We start from the raw sequence: 22,647 nt of genomic DNA, 5'->3' as shown, positions 1-22,647 counted from the left end.
CCCACGGAGTGCAGTCGCAGCGGCGTGCGAGGTGCTCGCCGCAGATCCGGCGCCGTCGTCCGCGCGCGCCGTAGAGAGGGTCGAACACAGATGCGCGAAGTTTTCCAGCAGGAGCTGGCCGAGGTCCAGGAACGACTCGTCGAGATCTCCGGACTCGTCGAGATCGCCATCGAGAAGGCGACCCAGGCGTTCAACCACTCCGACGTCACCCTCGCGGAGGAGGTCATCGCGAGCGACGCGCGCATCGACGAGCTGGCCATCAGCCTCGACGAGCTCGCGATCGACATCCTCGCCCGGCAGAACCCGGTCGCCCGCGACCTGCGGATCGTCGTCTCGGCGCTGCGCATCAGCGCGTCGCTCGAGCGGATGGGCGACATCGCCGAGCACATCGCCCAGCTCTCGCGCTACCGCTTCCCCGACAAGGTGGTCCCCAAGAGCCTGCGTCCGACGTTCGTCGAGATGGGCCGCCTCGACGTGGTCGTCGCGCACAAGCTGACCGACCTGCTCCGCTCGCAGGATCCGCGCATCGCCGAGGAGATCCGCGACGAGGACGACAAGATCGACGAGCTGCACGTCAGCGTCTTCGACAAGGTGCTCAGCGAGGCGTGGAAGGGCCAGGCAGCGGACACCGTCGACGCGACCCTCGCCAGCCGCTACCACGAGCGCTTCGCCGACCACGCCGTGTCGATCGCCAAGAAGGTCCAGTACCTGATCTCGGGCGACTACTCCTAGTCGACACCTCGGGCTCCGGCCCGTCTCACCGTCCGGCCCGCAGGAACGATCGTCTCCTGCGGGCCGGACGTGTCCGTGCCGTCCCCGTCGGAGCTGCGGACGGGAACGGCCCGCCGGAGTCGAGGACTCGGGCGGGCCGTTCGCGCGTGCGGGGCGGTGCTACTTCTTGGCGCCCTGGGCGGCGACGGCGGCGGCACCGGCGGCCGCGGCCTCGGGGTCGAGGTAGCGCGCCTCCCCGATGGGCTCGAAGTCCTCGTTCAGCTCGTAGACGAGCGGGATCCCGGTCGGGATGTTGAGCTCCGCGATGTCCGAGTCCGAGATGCCGTCGAGCGTCTTCACCAGCGCGCGGAGGGAGTTGCCGTGCGCGGTGATCATGACGGTCTTGCCCGAGGCGAGGTCCGGCTTGATGTCGGACTCCCAGTAGGGCAGCATCCGCTCGATCACGAGCTTCAGCGACTCGGTGCGGGGCAGGGCGTCGCCGAGGTCGGCGTAGCGCTCGTCGTGCGCCTGCGAGTACTGGTCGTCGTCGTCGAGTGGGGGCGGCGGCACGTCGAAGGAGCGGCGCCAGGTCTGGAACTGCTCGGGGCCGTACTCGGCGAGGGTCTGCGCCTTGTCCTTGCCCTGCAGGGCGCCGTAGTGGCGCTCGTTGAGGCGCCAGGAGCGCTTGACGTCGATCCACAGGCGGTCGGCGACCTCGAGGGCGATGTTGGCGGTCTGGATCGCACGGGTCTGGCGCGACGTGTAGACGATGTCGGGGTGCAGGCCCGCCTCGGTCAGCAGCTCGCCGGCGCGGGTGGCCTCCGCGACTCCCTGCTCGGTCAGGCGCACGTCAACCCAGCCGGTGAAGAGGTTCTTCTGGTTCCACTCGCTGTTGCCGTGGCGCACGAGGATGAGGGTGTAGGTCTCGGACATGCGTCCAGCTTAGAGGCGGCCCCCTCGCCCGCGGATACGCTGGAGAGCATGCCCATCGGAGCCGTCACCCGCGGAACGACGGGCACGAACCGCCTCCGCCGGGTCGACCGCCGGCTCGCCGAGCTGCCCGTCCTGCGCAGCACCGCCTCCCCGCTCGTCGTCGATCTCGGCTTCGGGGCGAGCGCGGTCACCACGCTCGAGCTGCACCGCCGGCTCGTCCGGGCCGCGCCCGACGTCGAGGTGCTCGGCCTCGAGATCGAGCCCGCCCGGGTCGACACCGCTCGACGCCAGCTCGCCCGGGTGAGGGAGGGCGGCACGCCGTTCCCCGCGGACGCGCGCGTGCGCTTCGAGCGCGGCGGCTTCGAGGTGCCCCTGCCCGCGGGGCGGCGGGCGGACGTCATCCGCGCCTTCAACGTGCTCCGCCAGTACGACGAGGACGCGGTGCAGTCAGCCTGGGCGACGATGACGGACCGCCTGCAGCCCGACGGCGTCCTGGTCGAGGGCACCTGCGACGAGATCGGCCGCATCTGCACCTGGGTCGAGGTCGGCCGGGAGGGCCCGCGCTCGCTGACCCTCTCGCTCCGGCTCGCGACGATCCCCTCGCCGATGACGGCGGCCGAGCGCCTGCCGAAGGCCCTCATCCACCGCAACGTGCCCGGCGAGGGCGTGCACGCCTTCCTCTCCGCCCTCGAGCGGGCGTGGACGCTGAACGCCCCTCTCGCCGTCTACGGTCCGGGTCAGCGGTGGATCGCGACGGTCCGGGACCTCCGGCCGGAGTGGCCGGTCCTCGGCGGGCCGCGGCGCTGGCGCCTGGGCGAGGTGACGGTCGCGTGGGAGGCGGTCGCCCCCTCCTCCTGAGCGCCGGGCCTGAGCACCGGGACTGAGCACCGGGCCTCCTGAGCCCTAGGCGAGCGGGGGCAGGGCGGCCCGAGCCTCGGCGGGAGCGGCGCCGGTCGCCGTGAGCAGGTCGACGACGAGCGGGCGGAGCAGGACGAGCACCGTCTTCTCGGCGAGGCGCGCCTCCGGGATCAGCCGCTGGGGGTCGAGCGTGGTCGCGAGCAGCACGAGGTCCTGACGCGCCAGGGCGAGCACCGACGGATCGGCGACCGCGCGGTCGAGCAGCGCGATGCCCGGGCCGAGGGCGGCGACCGCTCCGGCGAGCGCCGGCCGCGGGGCGCCGTCCCCGACGAGGAAGTCGGTGCGGCGCGCGACGATGCGCAGATTCCGGGTCGCGAGGTCCAGCGCGGACAGCATCACGGCCTGGCGGGAGAGCTCGCCGCGGTGCCGACGGACGAACGGCGAGATCCGGGCGACGCCGGTCGCGGAGTCGAGCGCCGCGGTCCAGCCGTCGATGACCGGCTGCGTCCCGCGGATCCGCTCGAGGGCTGCGGTGGACGCCGAGGAGTCGCCCCGGCGGAGCGCCTCGGCCAGCTCCTCCACGGTCCGGCTGAGCGCGGTGAGGAGCCGATGCGCCTCGGCCCGCGCCGTGCGCAGCGGCGGGCGGGGCACGATCGCCGTGCAGAGCAGCGCCGCGAGCCCGCCGATCAGGCCGTCGACGCTCCGGGTGAAGACGCCTCCGTCCGGCGCAGGGAGGACCATCACCAGCATCGCCTGGGTCCCGGCGGCCACGGCGAACCCCGGCGAGGGCGAGAGGGCCCGGCCGAGCGTGAAGACGATCGCGAGGACGACGGCGAGCTGCCAGACGCCGCTCCCCCACAGCAGGAGCAGGACCTCGCTGGCCGTGATGCCGATGAGCATCCCCGTCGCTGTCTCGGCCACCTGCTTGGGGCGGGTGTCGCGCGCGATGCCGAGGCTCGAGATCGTGGCCGTCAGCGCCAGCACCGGCGCGGGGTGCCCGAGGAGGAAGTGCGCGACGGAGTAGGCGAGGGTCGCCGCGAGCACGATCTGCAGCACGGCGGGGAGCGACGCCCCCGCGCGGGCGAGGGCGCGCGCGGGACTCAGCTCGGGGGTCCGGACGAGACCGCGCAGCCGCTCGGCCGCCCGGCCCCGCTCGGCGGGACGTGCGGCCACCACGGCGTGGCCTACCTGGTCGTCGCCCCGAGGCGGGGCAGGCGGGGCACTCCCGCCTCCGCTCCGGCTCCGGGAGGGACCACGACCTCCTGGGCCGCGGCCACGCGCGAGTCGCCGGCCAGCACGGTCAGCTCGAGGTCCACCGGGACGCTCCGCTTGACGACCGCGAGGGCGACCGGTCCGTCCTCGTAGTGCCAGGCGCTGGAGGTGACCGTGCCGACCTCGACCGGCTCGCCGCCCTTGAGCGCCGTGACGACGTCGCCGTGGGCGGGGAGGACCGAGTCGGAGCCGTCGAGCTGCAGCAGGACCAGGCGCCGCGGCGGGTGCCCGAGGTTGTGCACCTTCGCCACCGTCTCCTGGCCCCGGTAGCAGCCCTTGGCGAGATGTACGCTCGAGCGGAGGAGGTCGAGCTCGTGCGGGATGGACCGCTCGTCGACCTCCGTCGCGTGGCGCGGGCGCCAGGCGGCGATGCGCAGGGCCTCGAGGGCGTCGACCCCGGCGAGGGCCACTCCCACCCCGACGGCCGTCTCCGCGAGGGCCTCGAGGGCCGCTCGCGGGACCAGGACCTCGCGGAGCTCCCAGGAGGCCCCGGGGTGCTCTGTGGTCAGCGCGTACTGCCAGCCGCCCGGCTGGACCTGCGACCACGGGTCGCTCCAGACGACGGGCTCCTCGGCCAGGGACAGGGCGAGCGTCAGGGCCGGCCCGTCGCCGAGGGCGGCGAGGGTCGCGAAGTCGTCGGTGCGGTCGGCGACCTCGACGCGGAGCATGAAGCGCATCCGGTCGAGCCAGGCGGCCAGGCCGGCCGTCTCGTCGCGGTCGAGCAGGAGCCAGGCGGTCTCGCCGTCGTCGACGAGGCGGATGACGTGCTCGATCCGGCCGGTCGGGTCGAGCAGGAGCGTCTCGGCGGACGCGCCGGGAGCGAGGCGCGAGACGGCCTGGCTGGTGAGCGAGTCGATCCAGGTGAGGCGGTCCGGCCCCGTGACGGTCACGACGCCGCGGCCGGAGAGGTCGACGAGCGCGGTGCCCGCGGCGAGAGCGCGCTGCTCGCGGAAGGGCTCGCCGTAGTGGGCGGCGACGCCGGGCTCGGCGGCGCTCGTCGTCGCGACGGCGCCCGGGGCGGCCAGGAGCGGGGAGGGCGCGTCAGTCGACACGGGCGAGCCGTCCGGAGGAGTGGGTCCGCAGGCCCTGGCCGAGCGCGGCGATGTCCCACGCCCACAGCAGGTGGTCGTCGACCAGGCCGTAGAGGCGCGTGGCGGCGGCGTAGTCCTTCGCCGCGGCAGTGCGCATCACCGCGTCGGTCGCGAGGTCGATCCGCGGCCCCTTGACCTGACCGAGGTAGAGCTCGCTGACCCCGTCCGGGTGCACGAGCGAGACCTCGATGTCGAAGCCGCCGGCGGCGTTGCGCAGCGTCTCGACGGACTCCGCGTCGGGGAAGGCGGGTGCGCCGCGGCCGGGCAGCATTCCCGGGCCGGCGTCGGAGTCGGTCAGAGCGCGGCTGAGGCGCCAGTAGCCCGTCTCGGTGACCAGGGGCCGGGGCGCCTCCTCGGCGCCCTCCTCGATCAGCCACGTGTAGGAGTTGTAGTTGAGGTACGGGAGGCCGTCGTAGCTGAAGCTGATGCGATGGCCGAACTCGGCCTGGACGGAGTCGTCGCCGATCGTGTAGTCGATGACGCCCGAGCCCTCCCAGACGCCGAGCAGCCAGGACAGGGGGACGAGCTCGGGCGGCAGGCCCGACGGAAGCGAGATCACTCGGGCTCCGGCGGCGGCTAGCGCTGGCCGCGGTAGAGCTTGTAGACGACCACGCCGGAGACCCACGCGATGGCGAGGGAGGCGAGCCCGAGCAGACCGAGGTAGAAGAGTTCCAGGGCGAGAAGCATGCGCTCATCCTACCCGCCGCCTCCGACGCCGGGGCGGGGCGGACGCGGCCGCTCAGGCGGTGCTGATCCGGGCGCTCGGGACGGGACGGCGCGACTGCTCAGGCGGGGAGGAGGAGGGCGATCCCGCTCGCGACCGCGACCACGGCCATCGCCCCGACGATGCTCGTCATCGCGCGGAGGAGGTACCCCTCGGCGCGGGCCACGGCGAGCTGCACCGCGAAGGTCGCGAGCACGCATCCGCCGAACGTCAGCGCGAGCCAGAGCTGCCGGGACTCCGGAGCGGCGATCGCCAGAGTCAGCACGGAGCCCGCGAGTGCGAGCGCCCAGACGACTCCGATGCCCACCCGATCCCTGCCCATCCGACAATTGTGCCCCAGGCGGACGCCCCTCCCGGCCCGCCGCTAGTATTGCGGGCAGACCAGTTCTGGAGGATCCGTGGCGCAGTTGTTGATACTGACCTCGGCGGGAGGCGCCGAGGTGCTCCCCGCACTGGGGCTCCTCAGCCACCGGACCCGGCAGATCCCCGCGGAGCCCGCCCAGCTCGTGAACGCCCCGAGCTGCGATCTGATCCTGGTCGATGCGCGGCAGGACCTCGCCAGCGCCAAGTCGCTCTGCAAGATCCTCACGACCACGGGCATCAACGTCCCCCTCATCCTGATCCTCACGGAGGGCGGGCTCACGGCCGTCTCGGCCGACTGGGGCGTCAACGACGTCATCCTCGACTCGGCCGGCCCCGCCGAGGTCGACGCCCGCATCCGCCTGGTGATCGGCCGGCTGGCGCAGGAGCAGTCGACCTCGCGCATCCAGGCCTCGGGCGTCGTGATCGACGAGGCAAGCTACTCCGCCAAGGTGCACGGGCGCCCGCTCGACCTCACCTTCAAGGAGTTCGAACTCCTCCGCTTCTTCGCCACGCACCCCTCGCGCGTCTTCACCCGCGAGCAGCTGCTGAGCGAGGTGTGGGGCTACGACTACTTCGGCGGCACCCGCACGGTCGACGTGCATGTGCGGCGCCTCCGCGCGAAGCTCGGCGACCTGGAGTCGCTGATCGGCACGGTCCGCAACGTCGGATACCGCTTCAACGTGTACGAAGAGGACAATGAGCGAGTCGCTCAACCTGTCCGTTGAGGATCTGGCCGATCCCGCGGTGGCGGTCGGCCTCGAGCACCTGATCGGGCGCGCCGCCTGGTTCGACCACCAGCCCCCCTTCAGCGATCAGACGCTCGTCGACGCCCGGGCCGGCTCGCGCACCCTCCTCGTGGGGCTGCGCGCCGACGTGGTCGTGGCGGCGGCGATCCTCGGGCAGGGCGAGCTGGAGTTCGTCGTCGATCCGGAGTGGCGCGGGGTCGGCTTCGGCACCGCGACCCTGGAGCAGGTCCTCGCGAGCGGCCGGACGGGCCTGCTCGCCTGGGCGCACGGCGACCACCCCGCCGCCCGGGCCCTCGCGGCCTCCCACGGCTTCGCCCCGGTGCGCACCCTCCTGCACCTCGAGCTCGAGCCGCTCGCCGCCCCCGAGGTCCGCGTCCCCGAGGGCGTCGTCCTCTCGGACGCCCGCGACCTCGCTCCGGCCGAGTGGATCGCCCTGAACGCGCGGGTCTTCGCCGCGCACCCCGAGCAGGGGCGGATGACGGAGGAGGACCTGGCGGCCCGCCGCGCCGAGCCGTGGTTCGACGAGGGCGACTTCCTCCTGCTCCGCGACGCCGACGGCACGCTCCTCGGCTACGACTGGCTCAAGATCGAGCCCGGATCGACGACCGGCGAGATCTACGTCCTCGGGGTCGCCCCCGAGGCGGCCGGACGGGGACTCGGCCGCACCCTGCTGAACGCCGGGCTCGCGCGGATGCTCGAGCGCGGCTGCACCACGGCCGACCTCTACGTCGAGGCCGAGAACCGGTCGGCGGTGGCGCTCTACCGCTCGCTCGGGTTCACGGACGCCTCCGTCGACGTGCAGTACCTGCAGCGGGCCGCGCCGCTGCGCTGAACCGGCACTCCTCCACAGGGCCTCCCCCGGCCCCGTTCATCCGGCATTCACGAGCGGCGGCGCGGAGCGGACGGACGCGGTGCCAGGATGGTCGCATGGACGGCGACAACCTGCTTCTCGAAGACGGTCTCAGCGATGACCTCGACGACGACTTCGACGACGAGGAGGAGCACTCGGACCCGCTCCTCCCTGACAACCGCTACCTCGACCGGGAGCTGAGCTGGCTCGCGTTCAACCAGCGCGTGCTCGAGCTCGCGGAGGATCCGCTGGTTCCGGCGCTCGAGCGGGCGAACTTCCTCGCGATCTTCTCGTCCAATCTCGACGAGTTCTTCATGGTCCGGGTCGCCGGCCTCAAGCGCCGCATCCTCACGGGGCTCGCCCTGCCGACGAACATCGGGCGCGTGCCGGTCGACGTGCTGACCGACATCTCGGAGAAGGCGCACCTGCTGCAGCAGCGCCACTCCCGAGCGTTCAAGGAGCTCGTCGAGCCCGCCCTGCGCGACGGCGGCATCGACCTCGTCCGCTGGGACGAGCTGAGCGACGCCGAGCGCACCGTGCTGGACGACTACTTCTCGGCCCAGGTGTTCCCGGTGCTGATGCCGCTCGCGGTCGACCCGGCGCACCCGTTCCCCTACATCTCCGGCCTCTCGCTCAACCTCTCGGTGCGGGTGCGGAACCCGAAGACGCAGAAGGTCGAGTTCGCGCGCCTCAAGGTGCCGCAGATGCTCCCCCGCTTCGTGCGGATCGCCGGCGTCGCGGCGCCGGGCGAGCCGATGCGGTTCATCTCGCTCGAGGACCTGATCGCCAACCAGCTGGACGACCTGTTCCCCGGCATGGAGATCCTCGACCACCACGTGTTCCGGGTGACGCGCAACGAGGACGTCGAGGTCGACGAGGACGAGACCGAGAACCTGATCAAGGCCCTCGAGAAGGAGCTGCTGCGCCGCCGGTTCGGCCCGCCCATCCGCCTCGAGGTCACCGACGACATGGACGACGAGACGCTGGGCCTGCTGGTCCGCGAGCTCGACATCACGACGCAGGAGGTCTACAAGCTCCCGGCCCCGCTCGACCTCAGCGGGCTCTTCAGCCTGCAGAAGATCGACCGCCCGGACCTGAAGTACCCCAACCACGTCCCGACGACGGCAGTGCAGCTCTCGCCCAGCGAGCCCAACCAGCGGCAGGACGTCTTCAAGGCGGTCTCCCGCGGCGACGTGCTCCTGCACCACCCCTACGAGTCCTTCGCGACGAGCGTGCAGTCGTTCCTCGAGCAGGCGGCGGCCGATCCGGACGTGCTCGCGATCAAGCAGACGCTCTACCGCACCTCCGGCGACTCCCCCATCGTCGAGGCGCTCATCGACGCGGCCGAGTCGGGGAAGCAGGTGCTCGCCCTGGTCGAGATCAAGGCGCGCTTCGACGAGCAGGCGAACATCTCGTGGGCGCGCAAGCTCGAGAAGGCGGGCGTGCACGTGGTCTACGGGCTCGTCGGGCTGAAGACCCACTGCAAGCTCGCGCTCGTCATCCGCCAGGAGAAGGGCGGAGTGCTCCGCCACTACTCCCACATCGGCACCGGCAACTACAACCCGAAGACCTCGCGCATCTACGAGGACCTCGGACTCCTGACGGCCGACCCCGAGGTCGGCAAGGACCTCACGCGTCTGTTCAACGAGCTCTCGGGCTACGCGATCGAGAAGAAGTTCAAGCGCCTGCTCGTCGCGCCGCGCCACCTGCGGAAGGGCCTGCTCAAGCGGATCGCCGCCGAGACCGAGAACGCCCGCGCGGGGCGCCCCTCGGGCATCCGGATCAAGGTCAACTCGATCGTCGACGAGTCCGTGATCGACGCGCTCTACCGCGCCAGCCAGGCCGGCGTGCCGGTCGACGTGTGGGTGCGCGGCATCTGCGGGCTGAAGCCCGGCCAGGAGGGGCTCTCCGAGACCATCCGCGTGCGCTCGATCCTCGGCCGCTACCTCGAGCACTCCCGCATCTTCAGCTTCGTCAACGGCGGCGAGCCGGACGTCTTCATCGGCAGCGCCGACATGATGCACCGCAACCTCGACCGCCGCGTCGAGGCTCTGGTGCGGATCGTCGAGCCGGCGCACCTCAGCGAGATCGACGACATGTTCGAGCGGGCGATGGACGAGCGGACCGCCTCCTGGTGGCTCGGCCCGGACGGCGACTGGACGCGGCACCACCTCGATGAGGAGGGCGCTCCGCTCGCCGACCTGCAGAACCAGCTGATGCAGCACATCACCCATCGCAAGCGCGCGGCGACACGGTCCGCCAACCGGGCCTCCAGCCGCTGACGCCCGTGACGGGCACCGTCTACGCAGCAGGAGCGGTGTGCTGGCGGATCATCGAGGGCCGCCCGCACATCCTCGTGATCCACCGGCCGCACCGCCGGGACGTCAGCCTGCCCAAGGGCAAGGTCGACGCGGGCGAGTCCCTCCCGGAGACCGCGGTGCGCGAGATCCGCGAGGAGACCGGGCTCTCGGTGGCGCTCGGGGTGCCGCTGGGGTGCACCGAGTACACGCTGCCGAGTGGGCGCCCGAAGGCCGTCTACTACTGGGCGGCGCAGGTGACCGAGAAGGCCGTCCTGGCGTCCGACTTCCTCCCGAACGACGAGGTCGAGGCGCTCGAGTGGGTGACGCTCAAGCGGGCCCGGAGCTACCTGACCTATCCGCACGACGTGACGATCGTCGACGAGTTCGCCCGGATCGCCGCACGCGGTGCGCTCGAGACCTTCGCGATCGTGGTCCTGCGGCACGCGAAGGCGGTGCCCGCCTCCTCCTGGGACGGCCGCGACTCCACCCGCCGCCTCACCGGGCGCGGCCGGGTCGAGGCCGCTGCCGCCGCTCAGGCCGTGGCCGCCTGGCGCCCGCGCCGCCTCGTCTCGAGCACCGCCAAGCGCTGCCGGTCGACCATCGCCCCGCTGTCCGGTCTGGTCAGGAAGCCGGTCAAGCTGCGCGACGACCTCAGCCAGGAGGCGCACGAGCAGGGCACCGCCGACGTCCGCGCCCTGGTCGGCAAGCGGGTCCGCGCCCGCCGCACCGCCGTCCTCTGCAGCCACCGACCGGTGATCCCCGAGATCCTGCGCGAGATCGCCCTCGCCACGGCGACCCCTCTCGGCGCCTACCTCGACGAGGCGGCAGCGCTCCCGACCGGCGGCTTCGCCGTGGTGCACCTCTCCACCGGTCACCCCGGCTCCGGCATCGTCGCGATCGAGACGCACACGCCGCTGGCCTGACCCGCCCGGGCGCTGCGCGGCCGGCTCGACGGGTCCCTCCGGACCGGGCCGGTCGCGCCGCCGGGACCCGCCGGACGCACCGCGCCTTCCCCGCCGCCCCGTCGCTCCGCAATCCCCGAGGCGGACCCGTTCACCGCGCGTTCACCGAGCGGTCGGTGCCAGGACACGACCCCTCCGTACTCTCGCTCGCGGGCTGCACCAGGCCCTGTTCTGTTTTCCACGCTTTCCTACCCGAAAGGGATACTTGTGAGATTCTCGCGTCTCGGCCAGGCGGCCGTCGTCGCCGCCGTCGCAGCGATCACGCTGACCTCCTGCGCTGCCAACGAGGCACCGGCCGCAGGCGGCAGCTCCGGCTCCGCCACCACCTCCACGCTCTCCGGCACCATCACCGGGATCGGCTCGTCCGCTCAGGGCACCGCGCAGACCACCTGGGCCGCCGCGTTCCAGACCGCGAACCCCGAAGTCACGGTCAACTACGACCCGCAGGGCTCCGGCGCCGGCCGCACCAACTTCATCGACGGCGCCGCCGACTACGCCGGCTCCGACTCCGCGCTCAAGGACGAGGAGCTCGCAGGCACCTTCGCCGCCTGCGCCCCCGACACCAAGGCGATCGACCTCCCGGTCTACATCTCGCCGATCGCGGTCATCTTCAACGTGGAGGGCGTCGACGAGCTCAAGCTCGACGCGGCCACCATCGCGGGCATCTTCAAGGGCACCATCACCTCCTGGGACGCCCCGGAGATCAAGGCCCTGAACCCCGACGCGACCCTCCCGTCGGCGAACATCACCTCCGTGCACCGCTCGGACGACTCGGGCACCACGCAGAACTTCACCGACTACCTCGCGGCCACCGCGAGTGACGTCTGGGACGCTCCCGCCGCGCAGACCTTCCCGTACCAGAGCGGTGACGGCGCCAAGGGCACCTCGGGTGTCGTCGACGCGGTCAAGAACGGCACCAACACGATCGGCTACGCCGACGAGTCCGGCGCCCAGGGCATGGACATGGCCCAGCTGAAGGTCGGCGACGCGTTCTCGACCATCTCGGCCGACGGAGCCGCGGCGGTCGTCGCCGCCTCGCCCATCGCCGAGGGCCGCGAGGACAACGACCTCGCGATCAAGATCGACCGCACCGGCACCGAGGCGGACGCCTGGCCGATGGTCCTGGTCAGCTACCTCATCGTGTGCCAGGAGTACGCGGACGCCGACAAGGGCGAGGTCGTCAAGTCCTTCGCCTCCTACGTCGCGAGCGAGGAGGGCCAGGAGGCCGCCGCCGCTCAGGCCGGCTCCGCTCCCCTGAGCTCCGAGCTCGCCTCGACCGTCGCCACCGCGATCGAGTCGATCAAGTAGTCCCACCGGCAGGGCCCGTCTCGCAGCACGATCCGCGGGACGGGCCCCGCCTGTGCCGGGCTCGACCCACCGGACGCCCCCTCCGAGCCCTAGCATCTCCCTGTGCGCCCCGCCGAACCCCCTCGTCTGAAGAGAGTCCCCTGGAATGGCAACTGAGACCGTCGTCCGCCCGAAGGCGAAGGTGCGTGTCGGAGATCGGGTCTTCTCGATCTCGACCGTCGCCGCCGGTTCCCTCATCCTCCTCGTCCTCGCCGCCGTCGCGATCTTCCTCATCGCGCAGTCGATCCCCGCGTTCACCGCGCCGGCCGGCAGCCTCCCCGGCGACGCGACGAGCTTCTGGGCCTACGTCGGCCCCCTGGTCTTCGGCACGGTCTGGTCGGCGGTGATCGCCCTGGTGATCGCCCTGCCGCTCTCGATCGCGATCGCCCTCTTCATCTCGCACTACGCGCCGCGCCGCATCGCGATGGCCCTCGGCTACGTGGTCGACCTCCTCGCCGCCGTCCCCTCGGTGGTCTTCGGCCTCTGGGGCGCGACCGTGCTGGCGCCGATGGTGCAGCCCTTCTACCTCTTCCTCAACGTGAACATCGGCTGGTTCCCGCTCTTCGGCGGCCAGGCGTCGGGCACCGGCAAGACGATCCTCACCGCCTCGGTGGTGCTGGCCGTCATGGTCATCCCGATCATCACCGCGGTCTGCCGCGAGATCTTCCTCCAGGCCCCGCGCCTGCACGAGGAGGCGGCACTCGCGCTCGGCGCGACCCGCTGGGAGATGATCCGCATGGCCGTCCTGCCCTTCGGCGCTCCGGGCATCGTCTCGGCCGCCATGCTCGGCCTCGGCCGGGCCCTCGGCGAGACGCTCGCCGTCGCGATGGTGCTCTCGCCCGCGACGGTCGTCTCCTTCCTCCTGCTCACCTCGCAGAACTCGAACACCATCGCCGCGAACATCGCGCTGCAGTTCCCGGAGGCGAGCGGAGTCGGCGTGAACGTCCTCGTCGCCTCGGGCCTCATCCTCTTCGTCATCACCCTCGTCGTGAACTCGGTCGCGCGGTTCATCGTCAACCGCCGCAAGGCCTTCTCGGGAGCCAACTGATGTCCGCCGCCACCTCGTCGATGCCCTTCTCGCTGCAGGCGGGCAAGCTGCCCAAGGGCACTCCCTGGATGCTGCTCGTCGGCAGCTGGGTCGTGTTCGCCGCCGTCTTCCTGATCCTCCAGGCGGCCGGCATGATGAACGACTTCAGCCTCGTCGGAGCGATCTTCTGGGGCACCGTCCTCTTCGACGTCGCAATCTACGTGGTCTCGCGCCTGGTCGAGGGCGGCCGCAAGGCTGTCGACCGCCTCGTGACCTCGCTGGTCGCGACCGCGTTCATCATCGCGCTGCTCCCGCTGATCTCCCTGCTCTACACGGTCGTCTCCAATGGAGTCGCGCGGTTCGATCCGCTCTTCTTCTCCTCGTCGATGCGCAACGTCATCGACGCGGGCGGCGGCGCCCTCCACGCGATCATCGGCACGCTCGAGATCACGGCCATGGCCGCGCTGATCTCGGTGCCGATCGGCCTGCTCACCTCGATCTACCTCGTCGAGTACGGCCGCGGCCACCTCGCCCGGGCGATCACCTTCTTCGTCGACGTGATGACGGGCATCCCCTCCATCGTCGCGGGCCTGTTCGCCTACGCGCTCTTCGCGCTGCTCCTCGGCCCCGGCGTCCGGATGGGCTTCGCCGGCTCGATCGCCCTCGCCGTGCTGATGATCCCCGTGGTCGTCCGCTCGTCGGAGGAGATGCTGAAGCTGGTCCCGAACGAGCTGCGCGAGGCGTCCTACGCCCTCGGCGTGCCGAAGTGGCTGACCATCGTCAAGATCGTGCTGCCGACCTCCATCGCCGGCATCACGACGGGCATCACCCTCGCGATCGCCCGCGTCATCGGCGAGACCGCCCCGCTGCTCATCGTCGCCGGCTTCACCGCGTCGATGAACTACGACCTCTTCAGCGAGCGGATGATGACCCTCCCGGTCTTCGTCTACACGCAGTACGCGAACCAGGGCCCCGACGCCGAGGCGTTCCTCAACCGGGCCTGGACCGGCGCGCTGGCCCTCATCCTGATCGTCATGGCGCTGAACCTGGTCGCCCGCCTGATCGCGAAGATCTTCGCCCCCAAGCTCGGCCGCTGACACCCACCACTCGGCTCCGGCCGGAATCCCCGAAGGAAGCAATGTCCAAGCGCATCGAGGTCAACGACCTCAACGTCTACTACAGCCAGTTCCTCGCGGTGGAGGGCGTCTCGCTCGCCATCGAGCCCCGCACGGTCACCGCCTTCATCGGCCCGTCCGGCTGCGGCAAGTCGACCTTCCTCCGCACGCTCAACCGCATGCACGAGGTCATCCCCGGCGCGCACGTCGAGGGCGAGGTCCTGATCGACGGCAACAACCTGTACGGCCCGGGCGTCGATCCGGTGCAGGTCCGTCGGCAGGTGGGCATGGTCTTCCAGCGCCCCAACCCGTTCCCGACGATGTCCATCCGGGACAACGTGCTGGCCGGCGTGAAGCTCAACAACCGCCGCATCTCGAAGTCGGACGCGGACGCGCTCGTCGAGCGCTCGCTCCAGGGCGCGAACCTCTGGAACGAGGTGAAGGACCGCCTCGACAAGCCCGGCTCCGGTCTCTCCGGCGGCCAGCAGCAGCGTCTGTGCATCGCCCGCGCGATCGCCGTCTCCCCCGACGTCCTCCTGATGGACGAGCCCTGCTCGGCCCTCGACCCGATCTCGACCCTCGCGATCGAGGACCTCATCGAGGAGCTCAAGAACGACTACACGATCGTCATCGTGACCCACAACATGCAGCAGGCCTCGCGCGTCTCGGACCGCACCGCGTTCTTCAACATCGCGGGCACCGGCAAGCCGGGCAAGCTCATCGAGTACGACGACACCGCGACGATGTTCTCGCGCCCGTCCGTCCAGGCGACCGAGGACTACGTCTCGGGCCGCTTCGGCTGATCCGCCGCAGGCGAGAGCGAGCCGCGTCCCTCCGGGGTCGCGGCTCGCTCTCGTTCCACCGCGTGCCCTCCGGGAACGAGAAGAGCCGCACTCCGTGAGGGGAGTGCGGCTCTTCTCGTGCTCGGGCCGTCAGGCGATGTCGATCGCCAGTATCGGATCGGTGGTCGGAGTCGGCGAGCCGCCGGCGTCCTCGACCGTCACGGCGACGACTCCGCCCTCGGTCAGGCTCCCCTCGAGCGGGGCCACGGTGCTGCCCTCTCCCCCATCGAACGTCCCTGCGGCGACCGGACCGGACGAGCCGATGTACCAGAGCTCGTAGGTCTTGTCCTCCGGCAGCGGCGCCAGGTCGTCCACCACGAGGGCGGAGCGGCCGAGCGAGCTCGACCAGACCAGCGTTGCCTGCTCGCCGGTGGCGACCGTGCCGGTCGTCTCCTGCGCGTCGGGGGCGCTGCGGATCTGCTCCAGAGCCGTCTGCTGCTGCGTCTGGCCGGGGCCGGACGAGAGCAGCGGCGGAAGGGTCACTCCGCCGACCACGATCACCGCGGCGGCCGCGGCCGCCGAGAGGTAGACCGCGGGGCGGGCGAACCAGCGGCTCCGTGCACGGTTCGCGGCGCTGCCGCCACCGTCCCGGCGAGCCGTCGGACCGCTCCGCTCGCCCTCGGAGGCGACGGGGACCAGACGGGGCGCGGAGGGCACCTCGTGGTCCTCGTCGGGCTCCTCCAGCGGCAGCTGCGGAGTGGTGGCGATGAGCGCCATCAGGTCGGCCTTGAAGCCCGGCGAAGGCTCCACGGCGGGTGCGTCGGCGACCAGCGCCTCCGCCACCTCGGCGAACGCGTCGGCCTCGCCGCGCGCCTCCGGGTGCTCGGAGAGGAAGCGCTCGTAGCGCTCCTGCTCCTCGGGCGTCAGGATGCCCAGTGCGTGACCCGCCGCGAGATCGCGCGGGTCGTCAATCCCGTCGGGGAGTCGCACATCGTTCACAGGGCCACCCCCATCTCTTCTCGAAGTCTGATCATTCCGTCACGCAGGCGTGTCTTGACGGTTCCCACGGGGCACTGCAGGATCCCCGCGATCTCGCTGTGCGAGTATCCGCCGTAGTAAGCGAGCTGCAGCGCCTGCCGCTGCAGTTCCGTCAGGCGGCCCATGGCGGCCGCGACCTTCTCGTGCTCGAGGGACACCTCCGCCTGCTCGGAGACCTGGTCGTAGTCGCGTCCGAGGTCTCGGATTCCGATGCGCATGTCCCGATCACGGCCGGCTTGAGCCGCGCGGACCCTGTCGATGGCCCTGCGGTGTGCCATCGTGAGGATCCAGGTCGTCGCGCTTCCTTTATTCGGAGCGAAACGCCCAGCGGTTTGCCAGATCTCGAGGAAGACCTCCTGGGCCACCTCCTCGGACTGGGAGCGGTCGACGAGGACGCGGATGATCAGGCCGAGGACCCGGCCGGCCATCTGGTCGTAGAGCGCGGCGAACGCGGCCTGCTCTCCCCCGGCGATGCGCTCGAGGAGGACAGCCGCCTCCGCTGTGGTGTCGTCCGTCATCAGCCCCGCCTCGCCCGCGCCCGGGCTGAAAGAATCCGCGTCATCCAGAAGGCTGTCACGGCCAGGCCTGCAACGACGACCGACACCTCGATCGGATGCGTCACGAATCGGACATCCAGCGCCAACGCGCCGATCGGCACGAGCGCGGGTTCGCCCAGCCGGGGGGCCAGCCAGAGCGAGATCACGGCCACCGCCGCAGCGGTGATGCCCGGATAGCTGCGCGGGCGGATGAGGACCCAGAGCCCGGCGAGCACGTCGAGGACCGCGAGGACGCGCATCACCGTGCCCTGCGAGAGCGAGACCCCCGCGGCGAACTGGGCGCCCTCCGCGTCGTCGACGCTCGGCGCGGCGAGGAGGTAGAGGGCGGCGACGACCAGCAGCCCCGTCCCCGCCCAGACGCGCGCGCCGATCCGGAGAGCTCTGCTGTTCTTCATTCCGCTGGCGCCTGTCTGTGGGGACTCGGGCGAGGATCGACTCCTCCTGGGCCCTCGCCTCGCGCACCGTGGCCTCGATGCGAGCAGAGAAGGGGCCGGACCGCAGGAACGCCTCTCGGCGCGAGGCCGCTCGAAGCGGCTATAAGTGGAGCCCGGGGTTACTGCGATCCGGCTTCCGCCAGTCTACCAAAGGCCTCCGCGGTGGCGGCGAGCGGCGTTCGCAATGGGTGAACGCGGGTTGCGCGTCACTCCAGGGAGTCGCTCCGCCACAGCCGCGCGCAGCTCACGAGCTCGGCCGCGGTGGTCGAGAGGCGCAGGGCGCGGGTGGTCAGCTCGCTCGCCCGGACGGGGTTCACCGGCTCCACATCGTCGGCGACCGAGACGGCTCCGGAGGCGCTCACGCGGCAGAACGCCGCGGCGCGGTCCAGTGCCACCGCGAAGTCGCCGTCGAAGACGCCGCGGAGGATCCGGTCGGCCAGCTCGGTGATCTCGGCCGGCCCCGTGGGAGTGCTGGCTCCGGCGACCACCGGGTCGATCGTGGCGGACAGTTCGACTCCGCGCTGGTAGAGGAAGCTCGTGCTCTCCGGGTCCTGCCGGATGACCAGCCGCAGCAGGTAGATCCGCCAGAGGGCGCCCGGCAGGCTCGCCGCGCTGGAGCGCGCCCAGAGCTCGGCCAGCGCGTCGATGCCGTTGTGGTCGGTGTACTCGACCAGGCGGTCGATGACCACCGGGTCGGGGTCGTTCCGGACACGGCTCAGCAGCGCGATCGCGGTCTCGTGGGCGACGCGGCTGATCTGCGCCGGGTCCTCTCCTCCCTGGAACGCCTCGAAGACGTGGGAGGGGAACTTGGTCGGCTTGTGGAAGCCGTCTGTCATGGGGCCGCCTTCCGCGGTCGTGCGCGCGGACGCTCTCGCGCTCGCGCTCCGTAGGGGGTTCGAGGAGGGTAACGCCCGCGGCTGGGCGGGTATGCCCGCGCGGAGGACGCGGTCCGCTCCGGGATCGTCCGCGCTCCGGGCCGCACCTGCTCCGGGCCGCACCTGCTCCGGGGGGCGTCGACGGCCCGCTACCCTGGAGCGCGCGGGCCTCTAGCTCAGTTGGCAGAGCAGCGGACTTTTAATCCGCGGGTCGTCGGTTCGAGCCCGACGGGGCCCACCACACGACCGCCTGGTCGCGCTTTCCGGACAGTGCCAGGGCGCAGCCAGGTCGCCGCACTACCGTGCAGAGGTGCTGACCGTCCTCCGCGTCCTCCTGCGCCGGCCTCGGCTGTGCGAGGCGTGCCGAGTCCGGCCGGCCCGCCGCCGTGACCCGTTCTGCTCGACGGACTGCGCGAAGACGTACTACCTCTACCTCTGACGGCTCGTCCGGGCCGCGGTGCTCCGCGACGGCATCACTCGTGGCAGAGCGACCACACCTCGTCCGGGTAGTCGCGGACCTTCTCGCCGACGAGCAGGCGCCAGCGGCCGTCCTGGTGCTCGAGCAGGCGGCCGGTGACGACCTCCGAGAGCCAGTCGGAGTCGATCCGGTACCAGCGGACGAGGCGGACGGTCGTCGCGGTGTGCGAGACGCGGGTCGTCATCGCGGGAGTCCCTTCTCGAGGAGGGAGCGGGGTGCTGGAACCAGCGGGGCGTTCGACGCGCGAACGGGGGGATGACCCGCGCCGGGACGACTCCGTTGTCGACCGGCCGGGAGACTGCGGCGGGCATCCGGCGGACCGGATGCCAGGAACTCTAGACGACCGCGCAGACGGTGTCTGTCCCGTCGCCGGTCACAGCGGAGCGACTCCGTTCAGCGGGCTCAGGGCTGGACGGTGCAGCCGGCCGGGCGCGTCTGCCGGAACGCGGCCGCCTCGCGGGTGCGGGAGCGGAGCCTCCTCGCGCGGCGGCGGAGGAGCCGCTCGCTCGGGCCGAAGGCTCCGGATTCGAGGAGCTGGCGGAGGGACAGGGTCACCTGCCGGGCCAGACGGGGATCGATGCGGCCGGGGATCCGGATCGCGTCGATGAGGTCGAGGGCGTTGCGCGTGGTGCGGGAGATCGCCATGACGGAACCCTAGGGACGTCGGGGCGCGGTGTGCGCGCCCCGGACGGGGGCGCCGACGGGGACTGATGCTCAGCCCCGGGGCGCCCCGGCGGGATCAGTCGTGCCCGTTGCTGCCGTCGCCACGGCCCGTGGAGGACTGCAGGCGGTCGATGTGCTCGGAGGCCTGGGCCTTGGTGAGGTCGGCGGGCAGGGTCTCGCCCGCCTCGCGCGCGAGGGTGTCGAGGTAGCTGCGCTGCGGGCCGGTCATCGGCTCGTCGCCGGTGACCCAGTCGGACGGGTCCTTGCTGGCGCTGGTGTCGCTGCCGTCGTCGGCACGGGCGCCGAGGACGTCGCCCTCGGTCTTGACATCGGGATCGGTGGTGTTGTCATCGCTCATGGTGCGACCGTACGCCCGACCACCGACGCCGACGAGGGCTTGCGGAGCGGGCCCGGGCGCCCCGCTTCACGACCCGAGCAGCGCGTGCGCGACGGTGAAGATGACCAGCCCGGCCAGGGAGCCCACGACGGTGCCGTTGATCCGGATGAACTGGAGGTCCTTCCCGACCTGCAGCTCGAGCTTCTCGGACGTCTCGCGCGGGTCCCAGCGGTGGATGGTGTCGCCGATGATGCTGGCGATGTCGGTGCGGTAGCGGTCGACCAGGTTGGCCGCGACCGATCCGATCCAGGAGTCGACGGTCGCCGCGAGACCGGCGTCGGTCGAGAGCCGGCGGCCCAGATCGACCACGATCGACTCGATGCTGCCGCGGAGGGGGCTCGACGGGTCGTCCATCGCGCCGAGGAGGGAGGCCTTCGTCGCCTCCCAGGCGTCCCCGGCGAGCTCGCGGACGCGCGGGCTGTCGAAGGCGCGGTTCTTGATCTCCTCGACCCGGGCGATCAGGTCGGGGTCGGTGCCCAGATCCTGCGCCAGCGTGGCGAGGTAGCCGTCGATCGCGATCCGGAACGGGTGCACCTGGTCCTCGCGCACCGCGGCGACGAAGACGAGCGCCTCGCGGTACAGCCGCTCGTCCACCGCTCGGCTGACCGCGGAGGGCAGCCAGCTCGGCAGGCGGCCGCTGACCATGCGGGTGAAGCTCTGCGGGTTCGCGGTCAGCCACGCCTCCGCCTGCTCCACCAGCGTGTCCACGAGGCGCCGGTGGTGGCCCGCCTCGACCACGCTGCCCACCAGCGAGCCCAGCGGCGGGCCCCACTGCGGGTCGAGGAGGTGGCGCCGCGCCAGCGCCTCGATCACGCGCTGCACGTCGGAGTCGTCCAGCAGGGCGATCGCCGAGCGGACGGCCGCGGCACTCTCGCCGCCGACCCGGTGCGCGTTCTCCGGCTCGGCGAGCCACAGCCCCGCCCGCCGGGCGATCCCGAAGGAGTCGAGCTTCTCGCGCACGATGGCGCCGCGGAGGAAGTTCTCCTCGACGAACTGCGCGAGGCTCGCGCCGATCTCGTCCTTCTTGGTCGGGATGATCGCGGTGTGCGGGATCGGCAGGCCCAGCGGCCGACGGAACAGCGCTGTCACGGCGAACCAGTCGGCGAGCGCGCCGACCATCCCGCCCTCGCTCGCGGCCCGGACCCACTGCAGCCACGGGTAGCGCTCCTGCAGGGCGAACGACACGGCGAAGACGACGGCCATCACCACGAGCAGGCCCGTGGCGAGCCGCTTCATCCGGACGAGGGCGACGCGCTTGGCCTCGTCGTCGCGCCCGACGGCCGCGAGGGTGGTCATGACGCGGTGGGGAACCCCTCGTGGCGGATGCCCCACGCGACGGTCCACTCCTCGCCCGGGTCGAGCCAGCGCAGGCCCTGCCCGCTGTTGAAGGCCTCTGCGGGAGCGGTCATCGGCTCCACGGCGATCGCGGTCTTCACGTCGTCGCCGTCGGGGAAGATCCGGGTGATGAAGACCTGGATGAAGTTGTGCGAGGCGTCGGCCCAGAGGAGCACGCGGCGGCCGTCCGCGGCGCGGAGGCCGTGCACGCTCTCGCCGTCGACCATCCGGACGTCGGCCCAGGCGTCGTCGAGCTCCAGGTCGCCGATGCGGCGGCCGGAGCGGAGGTCCCACTCGGTGCCCTCGACCGGGTTCTGCACGGTGGGGTTGAGGCGCTCGTCGACCTCGATGTGCACCGCCGCGTCGACGGTGATCTCGAGCTCGTCGGTCGGGACGTCGCCGATGGCGAGGAAGGGGTGCGTGCCGATGGCGACGGGCGCCTCGTCGGCTCCGACGTTGACGACGCGGTGGACGACCTTCAGCCCGTCGGCCTGCAGCTCGTAGCGGACCGAGGTCTCGAGGTGGAACGGGTAGCCCGCCTGCGGCACGACCGGCGCGGCCAGCTCGACGAAGGACGGGCCCTGGTCGACGAGGCGGTACGGGGTGCTCACCAGGAGGCCGTGGATGGCGTTGTGGTACTTCGGCTCGGTGATCGCGAGCTGGAGCGTCTCGCCGCGGTGGTGCCAGCGCCCGTCCTTCACGCGGTTGGGCCAGGGCATCAGGACGATGCCCGAGCCGAACGGCGGGACGGTGCTCTCCGGGTAGGAGGCGGTGATCTCCACTCCGTCGACCGAGAGGTGGCGCAGCGCTGCGGCCACCTCCGTCACGACGGCGTGCAGGGTGCGTCCCTCAGCGGTGAGGTCGAGCGAGAACTGGCGCCCGGTGGCGGGGGCGGGGGTGAAGTCGGCCATTCCTCGATCCTACGGACTGACGCGCTCGCCGAGCGCCCGGCAGCGGGTGACCGCGAGCCCCGCCTCCTCCAGAGCGGCGACGAGTCCGTCGGCGGCGCCCGCCCCCGTGAGCAGACGGTCGAACTCGTCGGGAGCGGCGACCCGGCCGAGGTCGACCACTCCGAGCTTCGAGGAGTCCGCGACCACGACCCGGCGGGTCGCCGCCTGCAGCATCCGACGCTTCAGGGTCGCCTCCGGGAGATTGACGTTGGTGACGCCGGCCTCGGGGTGCACGCCGGTGCAGCCGATGAAGGCGATGTCGGCGCGGATCCGCTCGAGCAGCTCGGACGCCAGCGGCTCGACCAGCGAGTGCTGCAGCGGCCGCAGAGTGCCCCCGGTGACGACGACCGTGAAGCGCGGGATGGCCGGCTCGAGCGCCAGCGCAGTGGAGAGGCCGTTCGTGATCACCGTGACGTCGCGCAGATCCTCCCGCGCCACGAGCGCGTGCGCGATGGCGAGCGGGGTGGTGCCCACGTCGAGCACGATGCTCTGCCCGGAGGAGACGGAGGCGGCGGCCTCCTCGCCGATCGCGGCCTTCTCGTCGGAGGCGGCGCTGAGGCCCTCCTCGAGCGAGCGCTCGCCGGTGGGCCTCGGCGCCGGGATCGCCCCTCCGCGCACCCGCTGGAGGACGCCCTCGCTCGCGAGCAGGGCGAGATCGGAGCGGACCGTGACGACCGAGACCCCGAGCATGTCGGCCATCGGGGCGACCCCGACGAAGCCCGAGCTCTCGGCGGCTAGACGCAGCCGCAGCCGGCGCTCGATCGCCGACGTGGACTCCTGCTCGCCGTCCGTCCTCATCCGCCCATCGTGCCCGCGGACCGGTGGACTTGTCAAAGGGA

Annotated in this window: 25 protein-coding genes and 1 tRNA gene; 11 read left to right on the top strand and 15 right to left on the bottom strand. The window is 71.9% G+C overall.

The genetic code is table 11. The annotated features are described in order from the left end of the window. Positions 1 to 90: 90 nt before the first annotated feature. A complete protein-coding gene (phoU, locus tag C5C30_RS01990; protein WP_104224693.1) occupies positions 91 to 732 on the top strand; it encodes a phosphate signaling complex protein PhoU in 642 nt (213 codons plus the stop codon). Positions 733 to 891: 159 nt separating this feature from the next. Here the strand turns inward: phoU and C5C30_RS01985 are convergent, their stop codons facing one another. Further along, positions 892 to 1,644, bottom strand: a complete 753-nt coding sequence (locus C5C30_RS01985; RefSeq protein WP_104224694.1) for a phosphoglyceromutase — start codon at positions 1,642 to 1,644, stop codon at positions 892 to 894. Between the two features lie 48 nt (positions 1,645 to 1,692). Here C5C30_RS01985 and C5C30_RS01980 point away from each other — a divergent pair, with 48 nt between their 5' ends. Continuing rightward, positions 1,693 to 2,502, top strand: a complete 810-nt coding sequence (locus tag C5C30_RS01980; protein WP_104333070.1) for a class I SAM-dependent methyltransferase — start codon at positions 1,693 to 1,695, stop codon at positions 2,500 to 2,502. Between the two features lie 45 nt (positions 2,503 to 2,547). Here C5C30_RS01980 and C5C30_RS01975 read toward each other — a convergent pair whose 3' ends face one another. The 4 genes from C5C30_RS01975 to C5C30_RS01960 all read right to left on the bottom strand — a co-directional run bounded on the left by C5C30_RS01975 (position 2,548) and on the right by C5C30_RS01960 (position 5,911). Then, a complete protein-coding gene (locus C5C30_RS01975) occupies positions 2,548 to 3,678 on the bottom strand; it encodes an aromatic acid exporter family protein (RefSeq protein ID WP_104333069.1) in 1,131 nt (376 codons plus the stop codon). 8 nt (positions 3,679 to 3,686) lie between these two features. Then, positions 3,687 to 4,826 (bottom strand): folate-binding protein YgfZ, encoded by a 1,140-nt coding sequence (locus tag C5C30_RS01970; RefSeq protein ID WP_104227266.1) that lies wholly within the window; start codon positions 4,824 to 4,826, stop codon positions 3,687 to 3,689. Then, positions 4,816 to 5,424, bottom strand: a complete 609-nt coding sequence (locus tag C5C30_RS01965) for an FABP family protein (protein WP_104224698.1) — start codon at positions 5,422 to 5,424, stop codon at positions 4,816 to 4,818. Before C5C30_RS01965 ends, C5C30_RS01970 begins: the two co-directional genes overlap by 11 nt. Before the next feature lie 226 nt (positions 5,425 to 5,650). Further along, positions 5,651 to 5,911 (bottom strand): hypothetical protein, encoded by a 261-nt coding sequence (locus C5C30_RS01960; protein ID WP_146076503.1) that lies wholly within the window; start codon positions 5,909 to 5,911, stop codon positions 5,651 to 5,653. Positions 5,912 to 5,987: 76 nt separating this feature from the next. Between C5C30_RS01960 and C5C30_RS01955 the strand changes: the two genes are divergently transcribed. From C5C30_RS01955 to pstB, 8 genes are all read left to right on the top strand, one after another. After that, a complete protein-coding gene (locus C5C30_RS01955; RefSeq protein ID WP_104224700.1) occupies positions 5,988 to 6,677 on the top strand; it encodes a winged helix-turn-helix domain-containing protein in 690 nt (229 codons plus the stop codon). Further along, complete coding sequence (mshD, locus tag C5C30_RS01950; RefSeq protein WP_104333068.1) at positions 6,649 to 7,530, top strand: mycothiol synthase; 882 nt, start codon at positions 6,649 to 6,651, stop codon at positions 7,528 to 7,530. Before C5C30_RS01955 ends, mshD begins: the two co-directional genes overlap by 29 nt. 95 nt (positions 7,531 to 7,625) lie before the next feature. Continuing rightward, positions 7,626 to 9,830, top strand: coding sequence for an RNA degradosome polyphosphate kinase (locus C5C30_RS01945; protein ID WP_104224702.1), 2,205 nt, complete (start codon positions 7,626 to 7,628; stop codon positions 9,828 to 9,830). A 5-nt stretch (positions 9,831 to 9,835) separates the two neighbouring features. Further along, positions 9,836 to 10,771, top strand: coding sequence for an NUDIX domain-containing protein (locus tag C5C30_RS01940; protein WP_104224703.1), 936 nt, complete (start codon positions 9,836 to 9,838; stop codon positions 10,769 to 10,771). 246 nt (positions 10,772 to 11,017) lie between these two features. After that, positions 11,018 to 12,118, top strand: a complete 1,101-nt coding sequence (gene pstS / locus C5C30_RS01935) for a phosphate ABC transporter substrate-binding protein PstS (RefSeq protein ID WP_104233897.1) — start codon at positions 11,018 to 11,020, stop codon at positions 12,116 to 12,118. A gap of 145 nt (positions 12,119 to 12,263) precedes the next feature. Further along, a complete protein-coding gene (gene pstC / locus C5C30_RS01930; protein WP_104227270.1) occupies positions 12,264 to 13,205 on the top strand; it encodes a phosphate ABC transporter permease subunit PstC in 942 nt (313 codons plus the stop codon). Continuing rightward, entirely contained in the window at positions 13,205 to 14,281 is a 1,077-nt protein-coding gene (gene pstA, locus C5C30_RS01925) for a phosphate ABC transporter permease PstA (RefSeq protein WP_104224706.1), read from the top strand. Before pstC ends, pstA begins: the two co-directional genes overlap by 1 nt. Positions 14,282 to 14,322: 41 nt before the next feature. Further along, positions 14,323 to 15,102, top strand: a complete 780-nt coding sequence (pstB, locus tag C5C30_RS01920) for a phosphate ABC transporter ATP-binding protein PstB (RefSeq protein ID WP_104224707.1) — start codon at positions 14,323 to 14,325, stop codon at positions 15,100 to 15,102. 129 nt (positions 15,103 to 15,231) lie between these two features. On the opposite strand, the gene C5C30_RS01915 is transcribed toward pstB, so the two are convergent. The 4 genes from C5C30_RS01915 to C5C30_RS01900 all read right to left on the bottom strand — a co-directional run bounded on the left by C5C30_RS01915 (position 15,232) and on the right by C5C30_RS01900 (position 17,946). Next, the gene (locus C5C30_RS01915) at positions 15,232 to 16,080 is read right to left on the bottom strand and encodes an anti-sigma factor domain-containing protein (protein ID WP_104333067.1); all 849 of its coding nucleotides are present in this window, start codon (positions 16,078 to 16,080) and stop codon (positions 15,232 to 15,234) included. Continuing rightward, the gene (gene sigK / locus C5C30_RS01910; protein WP_104224709.1) at positions 16,077 to 16,637 is read right to left on the bottom strand and encodes an ECF RNA polymerase sigma factor SigK; all 561 of its coding nucleotides are present in this window, start codon (positions 16,635 to 16,637) and stop codon (positions 16,077 to 16,079) included. The genes C5C30_RS01915 and sigK overlap by 4 nt, the downstream gene beginning before the upstream one ends. Beyond that, on the bottom strand, positions 16,637 to 17,071 hold the full coding sequence (locus tag C5C30_RS01905; protein WP_104333066.1) for a hypothetical protein: 435 nt from the start codon (positions 17,069 to 17,071) through the stop codon (positions 16,637 to 16,639). The genes sigK and C5C30_RS01905 overlap by 1 nt, the downstream gene beginning before the upstream one ends. Before the next feature lie 245 nt (positions 17,072 to 17,316). Next, entirely contained in the window at positions 17,317 to 17,946 is a 630-nt protein-coding gene (locus C5C30_RS01900) for a DNA-directed RNA polymerase subunit beta (protein ID WP_104261007.1), read from the bottom strand. Positions 17,947 to 18,150: 204 nt separating this feature from the next. On the opposite strand from C5C30_RS01900, the gene C5C30_RS01895 reads away from it, so the two are divergent. After that, positions 18,151 to 18,226 (top strand) — tRNA-Lys (locus C5C30_RS01895). A 232-nt stretch (positions 18,227 to 18,458) separates the two neighbouring features. Here the strand turns inward: C5C30_RS01895 and C5C30_RS01890 are convergent. The 6 genes from C5C30_RS01890 to C5C30_RS01865 all read right to left on the bottom strand — a co-directional run bounded on the left by C5C30_RS01890 (position 18,459) and on the right by C5C30_RS01865 (position 22,606). Further along, a complete protein-coding gene (locus C5C30_RS01890) occupies positions 18,459 to 18,647 on the bottom strand; it encodes a hypothetical protein (RefSeq protein WP_104224712.1) in 189 nt (62 codons plus the stop codon). A 218-nt stretch (positions 18,648 to 18,865) separates the two neighbouring features. Further along, a complete protein-coding gene (locus tag C5C30_RS01885) occupies positions 18,866 to 19,108 on the bottom strand; it encodes a hypothetical protein (protein ID WP_104256416.1) in 243 nt (80 codons plus the stop codon). A gap of 94 nt (positions 19,109 to 19,202) precedes the next feature. Beyond that, a complete protein-coding gene (locus C5C30_RS01880; protein ID WP_104224714.1) occupies positions 19,203 to 19,484 on the bottom strand; it encodes a DUF3072 domain-containing protein in 282 nt (93 codons plus the stop codon). A 66-nt stretch (positions 19,485 to 19,550) separates the two neighbouring features. After that, entirely contained in the window at positions 19,551 to 20,819 is a 1,269-nt protein-coding gene (locus tag C5C30_RS01875) for a DUF445 domain-containing protein (protein WP_104224715.1), read from the bottom strand. Further along, positions 20,816 to 21,769, bottom strand: coding sequence for an aldose 1-epimerase family protein (locus tag C5C30_RS01870; protein WP_104247697.1), 954 nt, complete (start codon positions 21,767 to 21,769; stop codon positions 20,816 to 20,818). Before C5C30_RS01870 ends, C5C30_RS01875 begins: the two co-directional genes overlap by 4 nt. A gap of 9 nt (positions 21,770 to 21,778) precedes the next feature. Further along, positions 21,779 to 22,606: a DeoR/GlpR family DNA-binding transcription regulator gene (locus C5C30_RS01865; protein ID WP_104227275.1), complete on the bottom strand. Its 828-nt coding sequence runs from the start codon at positions 22,604 to 22,606 to the stop codon at positions 21,779 to 21,781. Between the last annotated feature and the right edge of the window lie 41 nt (positions 22,607 to 22,647).

The organism is Rathayibacter sp. AY2B5, from assembly GCF_002931645.1.
GTDB lineage: Bacteria > Actinomycetota > Actinomycetes > Actinomycetales > Microbacteriaceae > Rathayibacter.
Note: the sequence above shows the minus strand (reverse complement) of the source record. Positions and strands in the feature narration are given on the sequence as shown.